Origin of the sequence: Halomonas litopenaei, assembly GCF_017303055.1 — a bacterium.
Classification (GTDB): Bacteria; Pseudomonadota; Gammaproteobacteria; order Pseudomonadales; family Halomonadaceae; genus Halomonas; species Halomonas litopenaei_A.
Map to the genome: position 1 here is coordinate 579,364 of NZ_JAEKJT010000001.1, position 15,131 is coordinate 594,494.

Here is a 15,131-nt window from a genome sequence, read left to right on the forward strand (position 1 = left end):
TTGTCATGGCCATGGGGTGTAAATCTGACCGTTCGGTCAGGCGATAAGCGTAGACAAAGATGCGCCATCATGGCAACAAACGCTGGGCGGTAATGTATACAAAACCCTTGCCGCAGAGTGCTGCAAGGCGGTCGTGCTATGATCCCCGTCCGTGCGGCGCCACGCCGCTGAGCCAGCCGCTGAGCCACTTCCCCTGCCGACGGAGCTGTCTTGATGTCCTTGTTCCCGCCACTGCCGATCGACGAACGTCTGCCCGAGCTGCGTCGCGCGCTGGAGGCAGATAACCGCGCGATGCTGGTCGCCCAGCCCGGGGCGGGCAAGACCACGCGGGTGCCGCTGGCGCTGCTGGAGTCGGACTGGTGTCGTGGTGACAGCGGTCGGGGCAAGCTGCTGCTGCTGGAGCCCCGGCGGGTTGCCGCCCGTCTCGCCGCCAGCCACATGGCAGACCTGCTCGGAGAGGTGCCAGGCCAGACCGTAGGCTATCGCATGCGTGGTGAGAGCTGCGTGGGTCCAGATACGCGGCTCGAGGTGGTGACCCAGGGGGTGCTGTCCAGAATGTTGCAGGACGATCCTTTGCTCGACGGTGTGACTGGCATTGTGTTTGACGAATTTCACGAACGCAGCCTCGAGGCGGATCTCGGTCTGGCACTGGCTCTGGACGTCCAGCAGGGGCTGCGTGAAGACCTGCGGCTGCTGGTGATGTCGGCCACGCTTGATGTCACGGCATTGTCACGGGTACTGGGCGACGACGTCAGCGTGGTTGACTGCCCAGGACGGCAGTACCCGGTCACGACCCTGTATCGGCAGGCCCCGTCGCGGCTGTCGGCGGAAGAGCACCAGGGGCGTGTCGTGCTGGAAGCACTGGCGGCAAAGAGTGCGGCGGGCGAAGAGGCCTCAGCGGACCAGGCGGCGGACATACTGGTGATCTTGCCCGGCGTGGCGGAGATCGAGAGGCTATCTCGCTGGCTGTCCCAGCGGCTCGATCAGGTCGCGCTGGTGCCGCTCCACGGACGGCTGCCGCTGGATGCTCAGCGGGCTGCCCTAAAACCACGGGCGGATGGCCTGCGCCGAGTGGTGCTCGCCACCGCGATTGCCGAGTCCAGCGTCACCGTGGACGGCGTGCGCACGGTGATCGATGCCGGGCAGCAGCGGGTGCCGGTGTTTGTGCCTCGCACGGGGCTGACTCGGCTGGAGACCCACCGTGTCAATCGGGCCAGCGCCGACCAGAGGCGAGGACGAGCGGGACGCCAGGGGCCAGGGCGTTGTTATCGCCTGTGGGCGGAAGAACAACCGTTACCACCCCACGGTGAGCCGGAGATCCTCCAGGCAGATCTATCCTCGTTGGCCTTCGAACTCGCCCGTTGGGGAGTGAAGGACGCGACCCAGCTTGCCTGGGTCACGCCGCCGGGGCGCGCCTCGCTGAAGGCCGGTCGCCAGCTGCTGCGACAGCTCGAGCTCAGTGATGAGCGGGATGGGCTGACGCCGCTGGGTCGTGCCGCTGGCCGTTGGCCCACATCGCCCCGTCTGGCGGGGATGCTGGAGCGGGCGAGCCAGCGTGACGAGGCCTCGCTGGCCCTTGCCTGCGCGCTAGCCGCCTGGCTTGAAGGGCGTCAGGGTAACGGCCGTCAGCTGGACCTCGAAGCGGTATTCGCCGAGTTACTCAATGACTCACGCCCAGACCCCCACTGGCAGCGAGAAGCCAAGCGGCTGTGTGCTCGCGCGGGTGTCTCGCTGTCTGCAGCGAAACGAGCGGGTGACGGCGCGCTGGCTCGCATGCTGTTGCACGCGTTTCCCGATCGGGTGGCTCAGCAGGTAGCGGCGGGGCGGTTTCGACTGCGCTCTGGCGGGCTGGTGACGTTGCCCCAGGATCAGCCCCTGGCCCATGCCCCCTGGCTAATCGCGGTGGAGCTTGACGGTCGCGCCCGGGAGGGCAGGCTGTATCGGGCAGTGCGCACCGATGAGTCGGCCCTGGTGGCCCAGTGGCCGATACTGTCCGAGTGGCGTGAACGGGTCGAATGGAACGCCGACGCGGGGCGGCTCGAGGCAGAACAGGTACGGGGTATCGACGCGCTGGTGCTGGCGCGCCGTCCGATGCAGGGCCCCCCTGGCCCCGCTGCCTGTCGTCAGGCGTTGCTGCAGGCCATTCACGACGCCGACCGCCTGCCGCTCAATGACGCCGCCGAGGCACTGCGGCGGCGGGTGGCGTTGCTGCGTCAAAGCCACGATGGTCAGTGGCCGGCGCTGGACGACGAAACCTTGAAAGCTGAGCTGGACGAGTGGTTGGGGCCCCGTCTGGAGGGACTGACGCGGATGGAGCAGGTGTATGCGTTGCCGTGGGAGCAGCTACTGCGCGAGCGCTTGCCCTGGCCACTGGCCAGTCGTCTGGACGAATTGGCGCCGACCAGGTTGACGCTGCCCAGTGGCGACAGCGCGTCCCTGCGCTACGAATGCGAGGGATGGGTCGGGCAAGCCGCTGAGGCGAACCCGTCTAAACCGTCTTCTCAACACCTTGCGCAACAGCCAGATGATGGGTCTGGCGAGGCGTATCGTGTGGTGCCGGTGCTCGCCGCAAAACTCCAGGCGCTGTTCGGCTGGCAACAGACGCCACGGATCGCCGAAGGACGGGTGCCGGTGCGTGTCGAGTTGCTGTCCCCGGCCCGTCGCCCCCTCGCCACGACCATGGATCTGGCGAGCTTCTGGCGCAATGTCTATCCCGAGGTGCGCAAGGAGAACCGCGGTCGATATGCCAAGCACCCCTGGCCTGAGGATCCGCTGACGGCTCAGGCTACCTCGCTGACCAAGGCACGCCTGGGCAAGACGTGAAGGCACCAGCTGGCGGCTGACGTCGGTGGGCAGGGCGAGAGGGCCCGATGGCCGCAGGAGCTGTCAATGGTGAGTGCTCAGGGCAATCCGCGTACCGTGGGCGATGACATCCGCCAAGGGCGTCGGGGACGTCGTCTGACCGACCATTTCGTCGGTGACCTCTGCCCAGGTCAGGGTGGCGTGGGTGAATCCCAGTGGGGCGAGAGTGCGACTGATCCACGCCGTGCCGGTAAAACGCCAAGGGTCACCCGCGTCATCGACCAGCAGCGCCATCTGATCGTCGAGGTGAATCCTGACCAGATAAAAGCCCATATCGATGGAGTGGATCTCGATGGTGGGGGAACGGTCCGTCAGCGCCGTCAGGCCTGTCAGGGTCAGGGTGTCGGGAAGCGAGTGGACGGCGGATGTGGCGTCCGCGGGGAGATCGCTGGTGCGGTCCTCGGAGAATGGCATGATCGTCTCTCTCTGTGGGTGGCGTCGTGCGTGGGTGGCGTCGTGTAGGTGGCGTCGTGGGCGCGCCCGGCGTTGTGGTATCTCTCTGTCACTGTCGACCTGTTCCACTGTCGCCTGGCGATACTGTCCCGGCATTGTCACGATGAAGGGCTCCGGGGCTGGGCTGGTGGATGGCCGGGTAGAGGCTGTCAGCGACAGCCAATAATGGGATTCAAGTGATTTCTTGCATAGTATGTGTACAGGAAATGTACATGCCTGGTCGCATGGGCGCCACTCCGTCATCCACCCGGTAGCCACCAGATCGCCACCCGGCACGACCTTGATCACGGTCGCAAGAGAGCGCTGAGGCGTTGACAGTCGTGCGCCCTGTCGCCACCATCGCCAGCTTTGCCGAATCTGTCCTGCCTGGCGTGGCGAGAAGTGGCATCGGTATCGACGTCTCGTGACCAAGCGCCATGTGATCACCAGCTCTGTCAGCATACGCTCAGTCACCATAAGCCCAGTCACCACAAGCCCAGTCACCAAGAGTCATGCCCATGGGGAACACCCTGACGCCCAAGCAACTGCAATCACTGGTCGAGACCCTCGACCGCGAGGCTAGAGCCAGTGACCAGTGGGGCAACGTCGCCAGCTACATTCCTGAACTGGCGTGCATCGACCCCCAGCAGTTTGCCATCAGCATCTGTACCTGCGATGGGCGTGAATATCACGCAGGTGATGCCCACACCGGCTTCTCGATCCAGAGCGTCTCGAAGGTCTTTACCCTGGCCCTGGCGCTTGGGCGACTGGGGGCAGGCCTGTGGGAGCGGGTCGGGCGGGAGCCCTCCGGGCGTGCCTTCAACTCCATCGTCCAGCTGGAGATGGAAGACGGCATCCCGCGTAACCCGTTCATCAATGCCGGTGCCATCGTCACCACCGACGCAGTGCTCGGGCGCAACGCGCCTCGAGACACCCTGGGAGAGATTCTGCGCTTTCTGCGCGAAGCCTCCGGCGACGATGACATCCATATCAATGAGCAGGTGGCCCGCTCGGAACACGCCACCGGGGACCGCAACTTCTCGCTGGCCTATTTTTTGCGCTCCTGCGGCAACCTCACCAACGACTGTGACCGGGTGCTCGGCACCTATTTCCACCACTGTGCGATCGAGATGTCCACCGCCCAGCTGGCGCGGGCGACCCGATTTCTGTGCGGCGGCTTCGAAGGTCAGCGGATGATTGGTATCGAGCGGGTCAGGGCCATCAACGCGCTGATGATGACCTGTGGTCACTACGACGGCTCCGGCGACTTCGCCTATCGCGTCGGGTTTCCGGGCAAGAGCGGCGTCGGCGGTGGCATCATGGCGGTCGTCCCGAACGTTGCTTCCATTGCGGTGTGGTCTCCCGGGCTCGACCGTTATGGCAATTCGCTCAAGGGCACGGCCGCACTGGAAGGCCTGTCGAAGGCGACCGGCTGGTCTGTGTTTGCCTGAAGGATGGCCCCATGGACCAAGATCCATCGTTACAAGGAGCCTGACATGGCCACATCGAATGCCTCTGCATGTCCCTGCGGAAGCGGCCTGGCACTCGCCGACTGCTGTCAGCCACTGCACCAGGGAGGCACGGCGACCAGTCCCGAGGCGCTGATGCGCTCCCGTTATAGTGCCTTCTCGCTGGGGCTTGATGACTATCTGCGCCACAGCTGGCACCCGGACTGCTGCCCACAGGAGATGGGCGCCTCAGACACCTGCTGGAAGCGTCTTGAGGTCCTGGGCAGCGGTGAAGAGGGCGATGCGGGCTGGGTGCACTTTCGTGCCACCTTCGCCGAGGGGCCACGTGCACGGCAGCGCTGGGGAGTGCTGGAAGAGCGCTCACGCTTCGTTCGCTACCAGCAGCGCTGGGTCTACCTGGATGGCGAGCCCAGTGTCACCAGACTCAAGCCGGGACGCAATGACAGCTGCCCCTGTGGCAGTGGGCGGAAGTTCAAGCAGTGCTGCGCCTGACATTCATGGTGGTTGCATCGAGGGTCCTCGCCTCGGCGGCATGTTGGGCATTTCGGCTAAAGGCAGCCGCTGCATGCCTCTATCCCACAGCAACGCAAAAGGCCGCCCTCGGGCGGCCTTTTGCAGGTTAGCGGTCGGCATAGGTGCCGCGCCGCAGGTGCTCAGTCCTCGAGCATCGGCAGGTCGAGGCCGTTTTCGCGGGCGCATTCCTTGGCGGACTCGTAACCGGCGTCGGCATGGCGCATGACGCCGCTGGCCGGGTCGTTGCGCAGGACGCGGGCCAGGCGAGCATCGGCGTCATCGGTGCCATCGGCAACGATGACCACGCCCGCGTGCTGCGAGAAGCCCATGCCGACACCGCCGCCGTGGTGCAGTGACACCCAGGTCGCGCCGCCGGCCGTGTTGGCCAGGGCGTTCAGCAGCGGCCAGTCGGATACCGCGTCGCTGCCGTCCATCATCGCTTCGGTTTCGCGGTTGGGGCTGGCAACGGATCCTGAATCCAGGTGGTCGCGACCGATCACGACGGGGGCCTTGAGCTCGCCGTTCTTGACCATCTCGTTGAAGGCGCGGCCAAGACGAGCCCGGTCCTTCAGGCCGACCCAGCAGATACGCGCGGGCAGTCCCTGGAAGCTGATGCGCTCGCGGGCCATGTCGAGCCAGTTGTGCAGGTGCTCATCGTCGGGGATCAGCTCCTTGACCTTGGCGTCGGTCTTGTAGATGTCCTCCGGGTCGCCGGACAGGGCTGCCCAGCGGAAGGGACCGATGCCCTGGCAGAACAGCGGGCGAATATAGGCCGGTACGAAGCCGGGGAAGTCGAAGGCGTTGTCGACGCCTTCCTCTTGGGCCATCTGACGAATGTTGTTGCCGTAGTCGAAGGTCGGCACGCCCATCTTCTGGAACTCGAGCATGGCGCGAACATGCACCGCCATGGACGCCTTGGCGGCCTTGACGACCACGTCCGGCTCGGACTTGCCGCGGGCGACGTATTCGTCCCAGGTCCAGCCAGCAGGCAGGTAGCCATGCAGCGGGTCATGGGCGCTGGTCTGGTCGGTCACCATGTCCGGCTTGACGCCACGCTTGACCAGTTCCGGCAGCACGTCGGCAGCGTTGGCACACAGGCCAATGGAAACCGCCTTGCCCTCGCTGGTGTAGCGAGCGATGCGTGCCAGGGCGTCGTCCAGGTCGCTCGCCTGCTCGTCCAGATAGCGGGTGCGCAGGCGGAAGTCCAGGCTGGACTGCTGGCATTCGATGTTCAAAGAGCAAGCGCCGGCCAGGGTGGCGGCCAGCGGCTGAGCGCCGCCCATGCCACCGAGGCCTGCGGTCAGCACCCAGCGGCCCTTGAGGTTGCCGTCATAGTGCTGGCGGCCTGCCTCGACGAAGGTTTCGTAGGTGCCCTGGACGATGCCCTGGGAGCCGATGTAGATCCACGAGCCCGCGGTCATCTGGCCGTACATCATCAGGCCTTTCTTATCGAGCTCGTTGAAGTGCTCCCAGTTGGCCCATGCCGGCACCAGGTTGGAGTTGGCGATCAGGACGCGTGGGGCATCCTTGTGGGTCGGAATGACCGCCACCGGCTTGCCGGACTGGATCAGCAGGGTCTGGTCGTTCTCCAGGCGCTTGAGCACCTCGACGATCTTGTCGAAGCACTCCCAGGTACGTGCCGCGCGACCAATGCCACCGTAGACCACCAGGTCTTCGGGACGCTCTGCCACGTCCGGATGCAGGTTGTTCATCAGCATGCGCAGCGCCGCTTCGGTCAGCCAGCTCTTGCAGGACAGCTCGGTGCCGGTGGGCGCGGCGATCTTGCGGGTCGGGTCGTGACGATCGTTCTTGGGGGGTGTGATCTGGTTCATGGGGTCACCTTGAATGTGGACAGATAGGGGGAAACGATGGCTCGGTCAGTGGTCCGACCGGGTCAGCTGGTGGACCAGTCGTGCGGCAAGGCGTGCGGTGCGCTGGTCAATGTCATACGCCGGGTTGACCTCCGCGATATCGATCAGGCGGAGCTTGCGTGAGCGGCGCAGGAATTCGAGGATCGGTTCCAGGTGGGTCAGGATGACCCCGCGTGAGGCGGGAGCACTGACCCCGGGAGCATCGCTGGCCGGGAACACATCCATGTCGATGCTCAGGTAGACGTGATCGCAGTCGGCGACCAGGCGCTGGACATCGCGCTTGATGAAGGCAATGCGGCTATCGCGAAATTCGCGATCTTCCACCACCAGCGTCTTCAGGCGAGACGCCGTATCGAACAGGGCGCGGGTGTTGGCAGCCTGGCTGACGCCAAGGCAGGCGTAGCGAAATGGCCATCGACGGCTGGCGCAATCGGCGGCGATCTGGGCGAACGGGGTGCCCGAGGACGTCAGCTCGCTGGGATCGCGCAGGTCAAAGTGGGCGTCGAGATTGATGATCGCCACGCAGGACCGACGCTGCTGCCGTGCCAGATGATCCGACAGCCCACGCCAGCTGGCGTAGGCCACCTCATGACCACCGCCCAGCACGACCGGCAGATGGCCTCGTTCAAGCAGCTCGGTCAGTTGCTCTCCCATGCGCTGCTGGGCAAGCTCCAGCCCGTCGCCGTGGCAGGCCACGTCGCCGGCATCGTAGACGGGAGTGTCATGGTGCCAGGCCATGGGGCCCAGCGCCTGGCGGATGGCGGTCGGGCCTGCTGCTGCGCCGATACGGCCCTTGTTGCGCGCCACCCCGGCGTCGCTGGCAAAGCCGGTCAGTACGGTGCCCGCAGCGGCATCCGTGTGATAGGCGGTTATCCGCTGGTGCCAGCGCTCGCTATCCGGCTCCGGGTCGATACGCCCTTGCCACAGGCTCATGTCCGGCGTGGCATGGGCTGGCTTGATCACGGCAGCTTGCTCATCCATGGGTCAGCACTCCTTCCAGCACGCGATGCCTGAGTCTTCCTGGCTGAACGGCGTAGGCCAGTTCCGCGGGTCGTTGTACGTCCCACACGCACAGGTCGGCGATGGCCCCCACGGTGATACGCCCAAGACCCACCGTGCCGATCGCCGTGGCGGCGTGGGCGGTCATGCCGGCCAGGGCTTCCTGGGGTGTCAGTCGCAGCAACGTGCAGGCCATGTTGAGCATCAAGGTCGGCAGCATGATGGGGGAGGTGCCAGGATTGGCATCCGACGCCACCGCCATGGCAACGCCCGCGCGGCGCATGGCATCGATGGGCGGATGCTGGGTCTCACGTAGCGTGTAGAACGCCCCCGGCAGCAGGACGCCCACCGTGCCGGCCTCGGCCATGGCGGCGATGCCGGCGTCGTCCAGGTATTCAATGTGGTCGGCAGACAGGCCGTGGTGTTCGGCGACCAGGGATGCGCCGCCCGACAGCGATAGCTGTTCCGCATGAGCCTTGACCGGCAGGCCGAGTGCCCGAGCCGCCTCGAACACGCGCAGACACTGCTCCCGCGAGAAGGCGATACGCTCGCAGAAGACATCCACTGCATCGACCAGGCCTTCGGCGTGGGCCGCGGGCAGAATCTCGTTGCATACCAGGTCGATGTAGCCGTCGGCATTGCCGTGATATTCCGGCGGCAGGGCGTGGGCCGCCAGCAGCGTGGTGCTCACCCGTACCGGCAGTTCGCGGCCAAGGCGGCGAGCGACCCGCAGCATTTTCAGCTCGTCGTCGGTCGACAGTCCGTAGCCGGACTTGATCTCCACGCTGGTCACACCGTCGTCGATCATGGCGCCAAGGCGCGTTGCGGCTGTCGTGAACAGTGCCGCTTCATCGGCGTCTCGGGTGGCCTGTACGGTGCCAAGGATACCGCCGCCATGTCGCGAGATGTCCTCATAGGAAGCGCCTTCAAGGCGCAGCTCGAACTCGTCGCTACGCTGGCCACCGTAGACCAGATGGGTGTGGCAGTCGATCAGGCCTGGCGTCATCACACCGCCACTGCCCATGTCGATGCAGTCAGCCTGTTGTGCCTGATCCAGGCTATCCATGGCGCCCATGGCAGCGATGCGTCCGTCCTCGACCTTGACCCAGTAGCGGCCTGGCTGGGTGGTCAGGCCATCAAACAGGCTGAGGTCGCGCCACAGGCGTGAAGGGTGTTGGGGTTGGGATGTAGTAGCCATGAGGAGCTCCCGTGTCGTAATGTATATACAAATAAGCCGTCCGGAGCCTTTCGTCAAGCCAGGCGTTCGCTTGTCAGGTCCTGTCCTTTGGCTAGGAGTAGAGCGCTAAGTCACGGAAACCGTAAGAGAAAGGCAGGCTCTGGAAGATCTGATGGGTGCCCCTTCCGGGTTGGCTTAGACCATGGTCTAGAGCCGAACAACGGTTGCTGCGTGGCGAATTATCGGTAGGGCAGAAGCGGCGCAAGAACGCTAGGAGAGGACGTGAATCATGGGCGTCTTATGGATCTTATTGGACTATAGTCTAAAGGCGGTCTCCGGTGGTGTTTTGCCACTATAGCGTCATAGCTGTATATACAAACTACGTGACGCATCGCGACGTCGACGACACTCCTGCGAGGCTTCCTCCATGGCGACGACTCCACACTCTTCAGCCAGCCGGCAATCGCCCGGGCTGTTGCTGTTCAAGCTGCTGGTACCCAGTGCCATCGGCATCTTCATCTTCTTCATTCCGGTGACCTGGGCAGGGCGCTCAACCATACCGCTGGATCATCTGGTGACGGCGGCTCGCGCGGGTCTCGGTGATGGGGCGAGGTACTATGCGCTGGCGCTGATCGTGGCTGGCGCCGCCTATCCGTTGATCAAGGGCGAGTGGCGGCGCAGCGCGACCGATATCGTGTTCACCGTGCTCAAGCTCCTGGGCGTAGTGGCGGCGGTGCTGACCATGACCTCCGCTGGCCCCGCATTGCTGCATCAGCCGGACATGCTGCCGTTCCTGTATGACAAGCTGGTCATTCCGGTCGGGTTGATCGTACCCATCGGCGCAATCTTTCTGGCGCTGCTGCTCAGCTATGGCCTGCTGGAGTTGATCGGCATCCTGGTCCAGCCGGTCATGCGACCGCTGTGGCGGACGCCTGGACGCAGCGCCATTGATGCGGTGGCGTCCTTTGTCGGCAGCTACTCCATTGGACTGCTGATTACCAGTCGTGCCTATGCCAGCGGGCAGTATTCCGCCCGGGAGGCAGCGATCATTGCGACCGGCTTTTCCACTGTATCGGCACCCTTCATGATCATCGTGGCCAAGACCCTGGGACTGATGGAGGTGTGGAACGCCTTTTTCTGGCTGACACTGGTCATCACCTTCATCGTATCGGCGGTGACCGCACGGCTCTGGCCGCTGTCGCGCATGGACAATCACGCCTCCGATGGCGAACCGGAGGCCCAGAAGGGCGACCGCCTGGGCCTTGCCTGGCGCACCGGGATCAAGGTGGCTGAGCAGGCGCCGCGGCTAAGCGCCAGCGTGCGCAAGAACCTGGCAGAAGGGCTGGTGATGGCGATCAGCATCCTGCCGTCGATCATGTCGGTGGGACTGCTTGGCCTGCTGGTCGCCAAGTACACCCCCGTCTTCGAGTGGCTGGGCTGGTTGTTCTATCCGATCGTTGCCCTGTTCGGCATCGAGCATGCCCAGGAACTGGCCCAGGCCAGCGCCGCAGGACTTGCTGAAATGTTCCTGCCGGCGCTGCTGCTGGGTGGCGACGCCGGGATCGATTTCGTCGCGCGCTTTGCCGCCGGCGTGGTCTCGATCTCGTCCATTTTGTTCTTCTCTGCGTCGATTCCCTGCGTGGTGGCGACGCGCATTCCCATCACCCTGTGGCAACTGGTGGTCGTATGGGCCATTCGCGTGGCTCTGACGCTGGTGCTGGCCATCCCCATGGGCATGTTGCTTCAGTAGACGCCAATCCATGGTGTAGCTCGAAAACGACGAAGGCCGGATGCCATGCATCCGGCCTTCGTCATTTGGGGGAGCGGCCAACAGCCCTAGAGGCCTGTATGCAGTGGTGCCCTAGTCCTTCCAGGCAGAGCGCAGCGTGTAGCGGTCCCCTGGATGGATCAGCACGGCGTAGCTGATCAGCAGCTCGTTGGACCAGGTGCGACGGCGCAGGCGCAGGCAGGGCTCCTGGGTGGTAATGGACAGGGCGGCCGCCTGATCGGGCGTCGCCAACACCGCTTCTACCACGTGCTCGATATCGGTGATCGGCCAGGCCTGTATCAGCACCTGGTGAGGCGTCAGTCGAGTAAAGTCGGTGGCCAGATAGTCGGGGACATGGCGTGGATTGACGAAGCGCTCCTCCAATTGGATCGGCACGTCATTTTCATGGTGGACAATGCGAGTGTGAAACACCTTGCTGCCATGGCGCATGCCCAGCTGAAGCGCCACATCTTCGCTGGCGTCGATGGCCTCCGCCGCCTCTACCCGAGCATGGTAGCGATGGCCGCGGCCCTGAACCTCCTCGGCAATGTTGTGGACTTCCATCAGCGAGGACTCGGCCTTGCGCTCGGTGACAAAGGTGCCGGCACCGGGCTGGCGCGTCAGGTAACCGCGCTGGACCAGCTCGCGAATGGCCTTGTTGGCGGTCATGCGGCTGACATTGAAATCCAATGCCAGCTGCTCTTCGCCGGGGATGCGATGATCCGTTGGCCATTCGCCCCGCTGGATCTTGGCGAGAATGTGCTGTTGAATCTCGAGGTAGCGGGGCTGGTTACGCGCCATGTGCCGTCCTTGGTGGTGAACAAGAGTACATGGCGTTAGTGTACCGAGGCAGGGCCTCGTTGGCACCGGCCTTCGTACATCCTGCGTACCTGTCATCGATTTTCTCTGAGGTATCTCTGCATGACCGATGCTCGGCTCTCCAGCCCGGCTGCCCTGCGCAATCGTGAACCCATCTTCGAGGTGCTCAAGGACTACCTTGGCCCACAGGCGCGGGTACTTGAACTGGCCAGCGGCACTGGCGAGCATGCCCTGTACATGACCCAGCGCCGGCCTGGCTGGGTCTGGCAGCCTACCGATATTTCCGAGCCGGCGCTGGCGTCCATCGAGGCCTGGCGTGAATCGCTGACCGATGGTTGTGACAACCTGCTGGCGGCGCAGCGCCGTGACGTCTTGAGTGAATGGCCAGAGCAGCAATTTGACGCCATGGTGGCGATCAACCTGATCCATATTTCGCCGTGGGTGGTGACGGCTGCGCTGATGGAGAAGGCGGCTCTTCATCTGGCCACGGGTGGCGTGCTGTTGCTGTATGGCCCCTATCGGCTTCATGGCGAGCACACGGCGCCGAGCAACGTTGCCTTCGATGAGGACCTCAAGCGGCGCAATCCCGAGTGGGGGATTCGCGACCTTGAAGCGGTGACTGAGCTGGCCGCGAGTGCAGGGCTGAGCCGTGAGGGGCTCCACTCGTTGCCGGCCAACAACCTGGCGCTGGTCTTCCGGCGGGGATAAGCGCCCGCGTCAGCCGAGGACAGTGACAGACGAGGCCACCTACGCGGTGGCCTCGTCACGTTCAGATGTCATGAATCGCTCACAATGCGGGTCAGTCCGCGCAGCGCAAGCGGCGTTTCAACCCGCGTTGTTGAGCCATCGGTGGTAGTCCTCGAGGCCTTCGCGGATGTCGGTGAAGCGGGGCTCGAAGCCAAGGTCCTGCCGGGCGCGGGTGATATCCAGCGGGCTTCCACGCACCACGAACGGGCCAGGCCCCAGGCGCATGCCGCTGTCGTGCCCCAGCATCTCTGTCACCGTATCGACAATCTGCTGGTGAGCCACCGGCACACCACAGGAAATATTGTAGTGGCGGTGCGGCACGCTGGGGGCGTCGAACAGCGCCAGGATGCCGCTGGCGGTATCTTCCACATGGGTCCAGTCGGTGGTCTGGTCGCGTCCATTGGCAGGGGTAACGTTGCTGAGCCCCTCCAGCGGGCCAAACATGGCCTGGTAGACCGCATGCATGTGCGAGGGACGCTTGCCGGGCCCATAGACAAAGAACAGCCTGGCCTGGCGAATGTCCATGCCGAAGGTTTCGCTGTACTGGTCACCGTAGAGTTCGCCGGAGATCTTGGTGGCGCCGTACAGGTCCGTGGCCTTGTAGGGCATGGTCTCGACCTGGGGGCCTGCAGCGTCTCCGTAGACAGCGCCGGAGCTCATGTTGACGACCTTGTTGATGCCCAGTAGCCGACAGGTCTCGTAGACGTTGAGGGTGCCCATGGCATTGATCGATAGATGCTTGAACGGACGAGTCTGGAAGAACGGGCCGGCGATGACGGAAACGCCGTGGATGACGCCTTCCAGCTCATCCTTGTAGCGCAGGAAGGTCTCGAACAGTGTGTGCGTATCCAGCACATCCACCGCCTCGAAGTGAATGTTGTCGCGAACGTCATCCAGATAGTCGAGGCCCATACGGTCAACGTGGGGGGCGGCCATGTCGCAGATGATGACCTTGGTGCCGCGACGGGCGAGCAGGGTGGCGACCCAGGAACCGACGTGACCGAGGCCACCGGTGATCAAAACAGCCATGACAGAACTCCTTCGCAAAGGTGCGGACTGGGGGTGATGAATGAGGTTGAAGGCTGAGGCCAGAACTGAAGCCAGAACTGAAACCAGAACTGAGGCCAGGGCGGCGACCCGTGACCGGTCAGGTCACAGGCCAGGCCCGCGGTTGACTCATTGCAGCATCAGGTTGGGCAGGAACATCACGATGGATGGGAACAGCGTGATGATGATGAGCACCGCCACCAGCGGGATGTAGAACGGCAAGGTGGCGCGCACCAGGGCGGTAAAGGGCAGGTCGGTGATCTTCTGGATGGCGAACAGCACCGTGCCCACCGGTGGCGTGATCAGTCCGATCATCAGGTTGAAGATCATCACTACACCAAAGTGCACCGGATCGATGCCGTACTGGACCACCACCGGCACCAGCAGCGGCGTCAGCAGGAACAGCGCCGGTACCGAGTCGATGAACAGGCCGATAAGCAGAATGAACAGGCTCAGCAGCAGTAACAGCACCACCGGGTCACTGACCGTGGCCAGCAGGAAGTCCGCCACCAGCGCGGTGACCTGATAGCGCGCCAGGATCCAGCTGTACAAGGCACTGCCGGCGATGATCAGCAGCAGCACCGAGGTATCGATGGCCGTATCGCGAAGGATCTGGAAAAACTCGCGCAGGCTGATCGAGCGGTAGACGCAGAACGAGATGATCAGGCAGTACAGCAGCGCCACCACCGACGCCTCGGTCGGGGTAAACAGGCCCGACAGGATGCCCACCAGGATGATCACCGGCGTCAGCATCGGCAGCAGTCCACGGGACAGCGCGCGCATGAACTCCGCCAGGGTAGCGCGGGCGCGGGTCGGGTAGCCGCGGCGATGAGAGATCACCGCGACCATGACCATCAGGCCCGCTCCCATGAACAGCCCCGGCAGAATCGAGCCAAGGAAGATCGCAGCAATGGAGGCATTGGCCAGCGCCCCATAGATGACCGCAGGAATGCTGGGCGGAATGATCGGCCCGATGGTCGCGGAACTGGCGGTGACCGCGGCGCTGAAGTCGGTAGGAAAGCCATCGTCTTCCATGGCCTTGATCTCGACGGCGCCCAGGCCACCGGCATCGGCCACCGCTGAGCCCGACATGCCAGCGAACAGCATGCTGGCGAGCACGTTGACGTGGCCCAGGCCGCCTTTCAGATGGCCGACGGCACAGCGTGCGACGTCAAACACCCGGTCCGAGATGCCGGCCGAGTTCATCAGTCTGCCGATCAGCAGAAACGCCGGAATGGCCAGCAGGGTGAAACTGTTGACCCCGTACAGGGTGCGCTGGGCGATCATTTCCAGCGGAATCTCGGTAAAGCCACGGGTGTAGGCGAGCACCGCAGCCGAGGAGGCAATCATCGCGAAGGCCACCGGCACGCCGAGCATCAGCAGCACGATCAAGCCGATGAACATGATGGCGAAAATTTCCATGGTGC

General features: G+C 64.1%; 12 protein-coding genes. 5 read left to right on the forward strand and 7 right to left on the reverse strand.

Annotated elements, in window-relative coordinates:
* Window positions 1-213: 213 nt before the first annotated feature.
* Entirely contained in the window at window positions 214-2,823 is a 2,610-nt protein-coding gene (hrpB, locus tag JF545_RS02465) for an ATP-dependent helicase HrpB (protein ID WP_206938353.1), read from the forward strand.
* Window positions 2,824-2,886: 63 nt separating this feature from the next.
* On the opposite strand, the gene JF545_RS02470 is transcribed toward hrpB, so the two are convergent.
* Complete coding sequence (locus JF545_RS02470) at window positions 2,887-3,276, reverse strand: DUF6482 family protein (protein WP_206938355.1); 390 nt, start codon at window positions 3,274-3,276, stop codon at window positions 2,887-2,889.
* Window positions 3,277-3,812: 536 nt separating this feature from the next.
* Between JF545_RS02470 and JF545_RS02475 the strand changes: the two genes are divergently transcribed.
* Window positions 3,813-4,745: a glutaminase gene (locus JF545_RS02475; RefSeq protein ID WP_206938357.1), complete on the forward strand. Its 933-nt coding sequence runs from the start codon at window positions 3,813-3,815 to the stop codon at window positions 4,743-4,745.
* 45 nt (window positions 4,746-4,790) lie between these two features.
* Window positions 4,791-5,255 (forward strand): YchJ family protein, encoded by a 465-nt coding sequence (locus JF545_RS02480; RefSeq protein WP_206938359.1) that lies wholly within the window; start codon window positions 4,791-4,793, stop codon window positions 5,253-5,255.
* Window positions 5,256-5,416: 161 nt separating this feature from the next.
* Here the strand turns inward: JF545_RS02480 and hutU are convergent, their stop codons facing one another.
* From hutU to hutI, 3 genes are read right to left on the reverse strand one after another with little or no spacing between them, the layout of a single operon-like run.
* Window positions 5,417-7,108, reverse strand: a complete 1,692-nt coding sequence (hutU, locus tag JF545_RS02485) for a urocanate hydratase (RefSeq protein ID WP_206938361.1) — start codon at window positions 7,106-7,108, stop codon at window positions 5,417-5,419.
* Between the two features lie 45 nt (window positions 7,109-7,153).
* Window positions 7,154-8,128, reverse strand: a complete 975-nt coding sequence (hutG, locus tag JF545_RS02490) for a formimidoylglutamase (RefSeq protein WP_206938363.1) — start codon at window positions 8,126-8,128, stop codon at window positions 7,154-7,156.
* The gene (hutI, locus tag JF545_RS02495; RefSeq protein ID WP_206938367.1) at window positions 8,121-9,344 is read right to left on the reverse strand and encodes an imidazolonepropionase; all 1,224 of its coding nucleotides are present in this window, start codon (window positions 9,342-9,344) and stop codon (window positions 8,121-8,123) included. Before hutI ends, hutG begins: the two co-directional genes overlap by 8 nt.
* Before the next feature lie 406 nt (window positions 9,345-9,750).
* On the opposite strand from hutI, the gene JF545_RS02500 reads away from it, so the two are divergent.
* A complete protein-coding gene (locus JF545_RS02500; protein WP_206938369.1) occupies window positions 9,751-11,073 on the forward strand; it encodes a YjiH family protein in 1,323 nt (440 codons plus the stop codon).
* A gap of 111 nt (window positions 11,074-11,184) precedes the next feature.
* Here the strand turns inward: JF545_RS02500 and hutC are convergent, their stop codons facing one another.
* Entirely contained in the window at window positions 11,185-11,892 is a 708-nt protein-coding gene (gene hutC, locus JF545_RS02505; protein ID WP_206938371.1) for a histidine utilization repressor, read from the reverse strand.
* Window positions 11,893-12,012: 120 nt separating this feature from the next.
* Here hutC and JF545_RS02510 point away from each other — a divergent pair, with 120 nt between their 5' ends.
* Window positions 12,013-12,618, forward strand: coding sequence for a DUF938 domain-containing protein (locus JF545_RS02510; protein WP_206938373.1), 606 nt, complete (start codon window positions 12,013-12,015; stop codon window positions 12,616-12,618).
* A 117-nt stretch (window positions 12,619-12,735) separates the two neighbouring features.
* Here the strand turns inward: JF545_RS02510 and JF545_RS02515 are convergent, their stop codons facing one another.
* Together JF545_RS02515 and JF545_RS02520 are read right to left on the reverse strand one after the other, a co-directional pair.
* Window positions 12,736-13,686: an NAD-dependent epimerase/dehydratase family protein gene (locus tag JF545_RS02515; RefSeq protein WP_206938375.1), complete on the reverse strand. Its 951-nt coding sequence runs from the start codon at window positions 13,684-13,686 to the stop codon at window positions 12,736-12,738.
* 147 nt (window positions 13,687-13,833) lie between these two features.
* Complete coding sequence (locus JF545_RS02520; RefSeq protein ID WP_206938377.1) at window positions 13,834-15,126, reverse strand: TRAP transporter large permease; 1,293 nt, start codon at window positions 15,124-15,126, stop codon at window positions 13,834-13,836.
* Window positions 15,127-15,131: the final 5 nt, after the last annotated feature.

What these genes read in the sequence shown, in the direction of transcription:
- hrpB (WP_206938353.1), top strand. Translation starts at nt 214, where the DNA reads ATGTCCTTGTTCCCGCCACTGCCGATCGACGAACGTCTGCCCGAGCTG.
- JF545_RS02510 (WP_206938373.1), top strand. Translation starts at nt 12,013, where the DNA reads ATGACCGATGCTCGGCTCTCCAGCCCGGCTGCCCTGCGCAATCGTGAA.
- JF545_RS02500 (WP_206938369.1), top strand. Translation starts at nt 9,751, where the DNA reads ATGGCGACGACTCCACACTCTTCAGCCAGCCGGCAATCGCCCGGGCTG.
- JF545_RS02475 (WP_206938357.1), top strand. Translation starts at nt 3,813, where the DNA reads ATGGGGAACACCCTGACGCCCAAGCAACTGCAATCACTGGTCGAGACC.
- JF545_RS02515 (WP_206938375.1), bottom strand. Translation starts at nt 13,686, where the DNA reads ATGGCTGTTTTGATCACCGGTGGCCTCGGTCACGTCGGTTCCTGGGTC.
- JF545_RS02520 (WP_206938377.1), bottom strand. Translation starts at nt 15,126, where the DNA reads ATGGAAATTTTCGCCATCATGTTCATCGGCTTGATCGTGCTGCTGATG.
- hutC (WP_206938371.1), bottom strand. Translation starts at nt 11,892, where the DNA reads ATGGCGCGTAACCAGCCCCGCTACCTCGAGATTCAACAGCACATTCTC.
- hutU (WP_206938361.1), bottom strand. Translation starts at nt 7,108, where the DNA reads ATGAACCAGATCACACCCCCCAAGAACGATCGTCACGACCCGACCCGC.
- JF545_RS02470 (WP_206938355.1), bottom strand. Translation starts at nt 3,276, where the DNA reads ATGCCATTCTCCGAGGACCGCACCAGCGATCTCCCCGCGGACGCCACA.
- hutI (WP_206938367.1), bottom strand. Translation starts at nt 9,344, where the DNA reads ATGGCTACTACATCCCAACCCCAACACCCTTCACGCCTGTGGCGCGAC.
- hutG (WP_206938363.1), bottom strand. Translation starts at nt 8,128, where the DNA reads ATGGATGAGCAAGCTGCCGTGATCAAGCCAGCCCATGCCACGCCGGAC.
- JF545_RS02480 (WP_206938359.1), top strand. Translation starts at nt 4,791, where the DNA reads ATGGCCACATCGAATGCCTCTGCATGTCCCTGCGGAAGCGGCCTGGCA.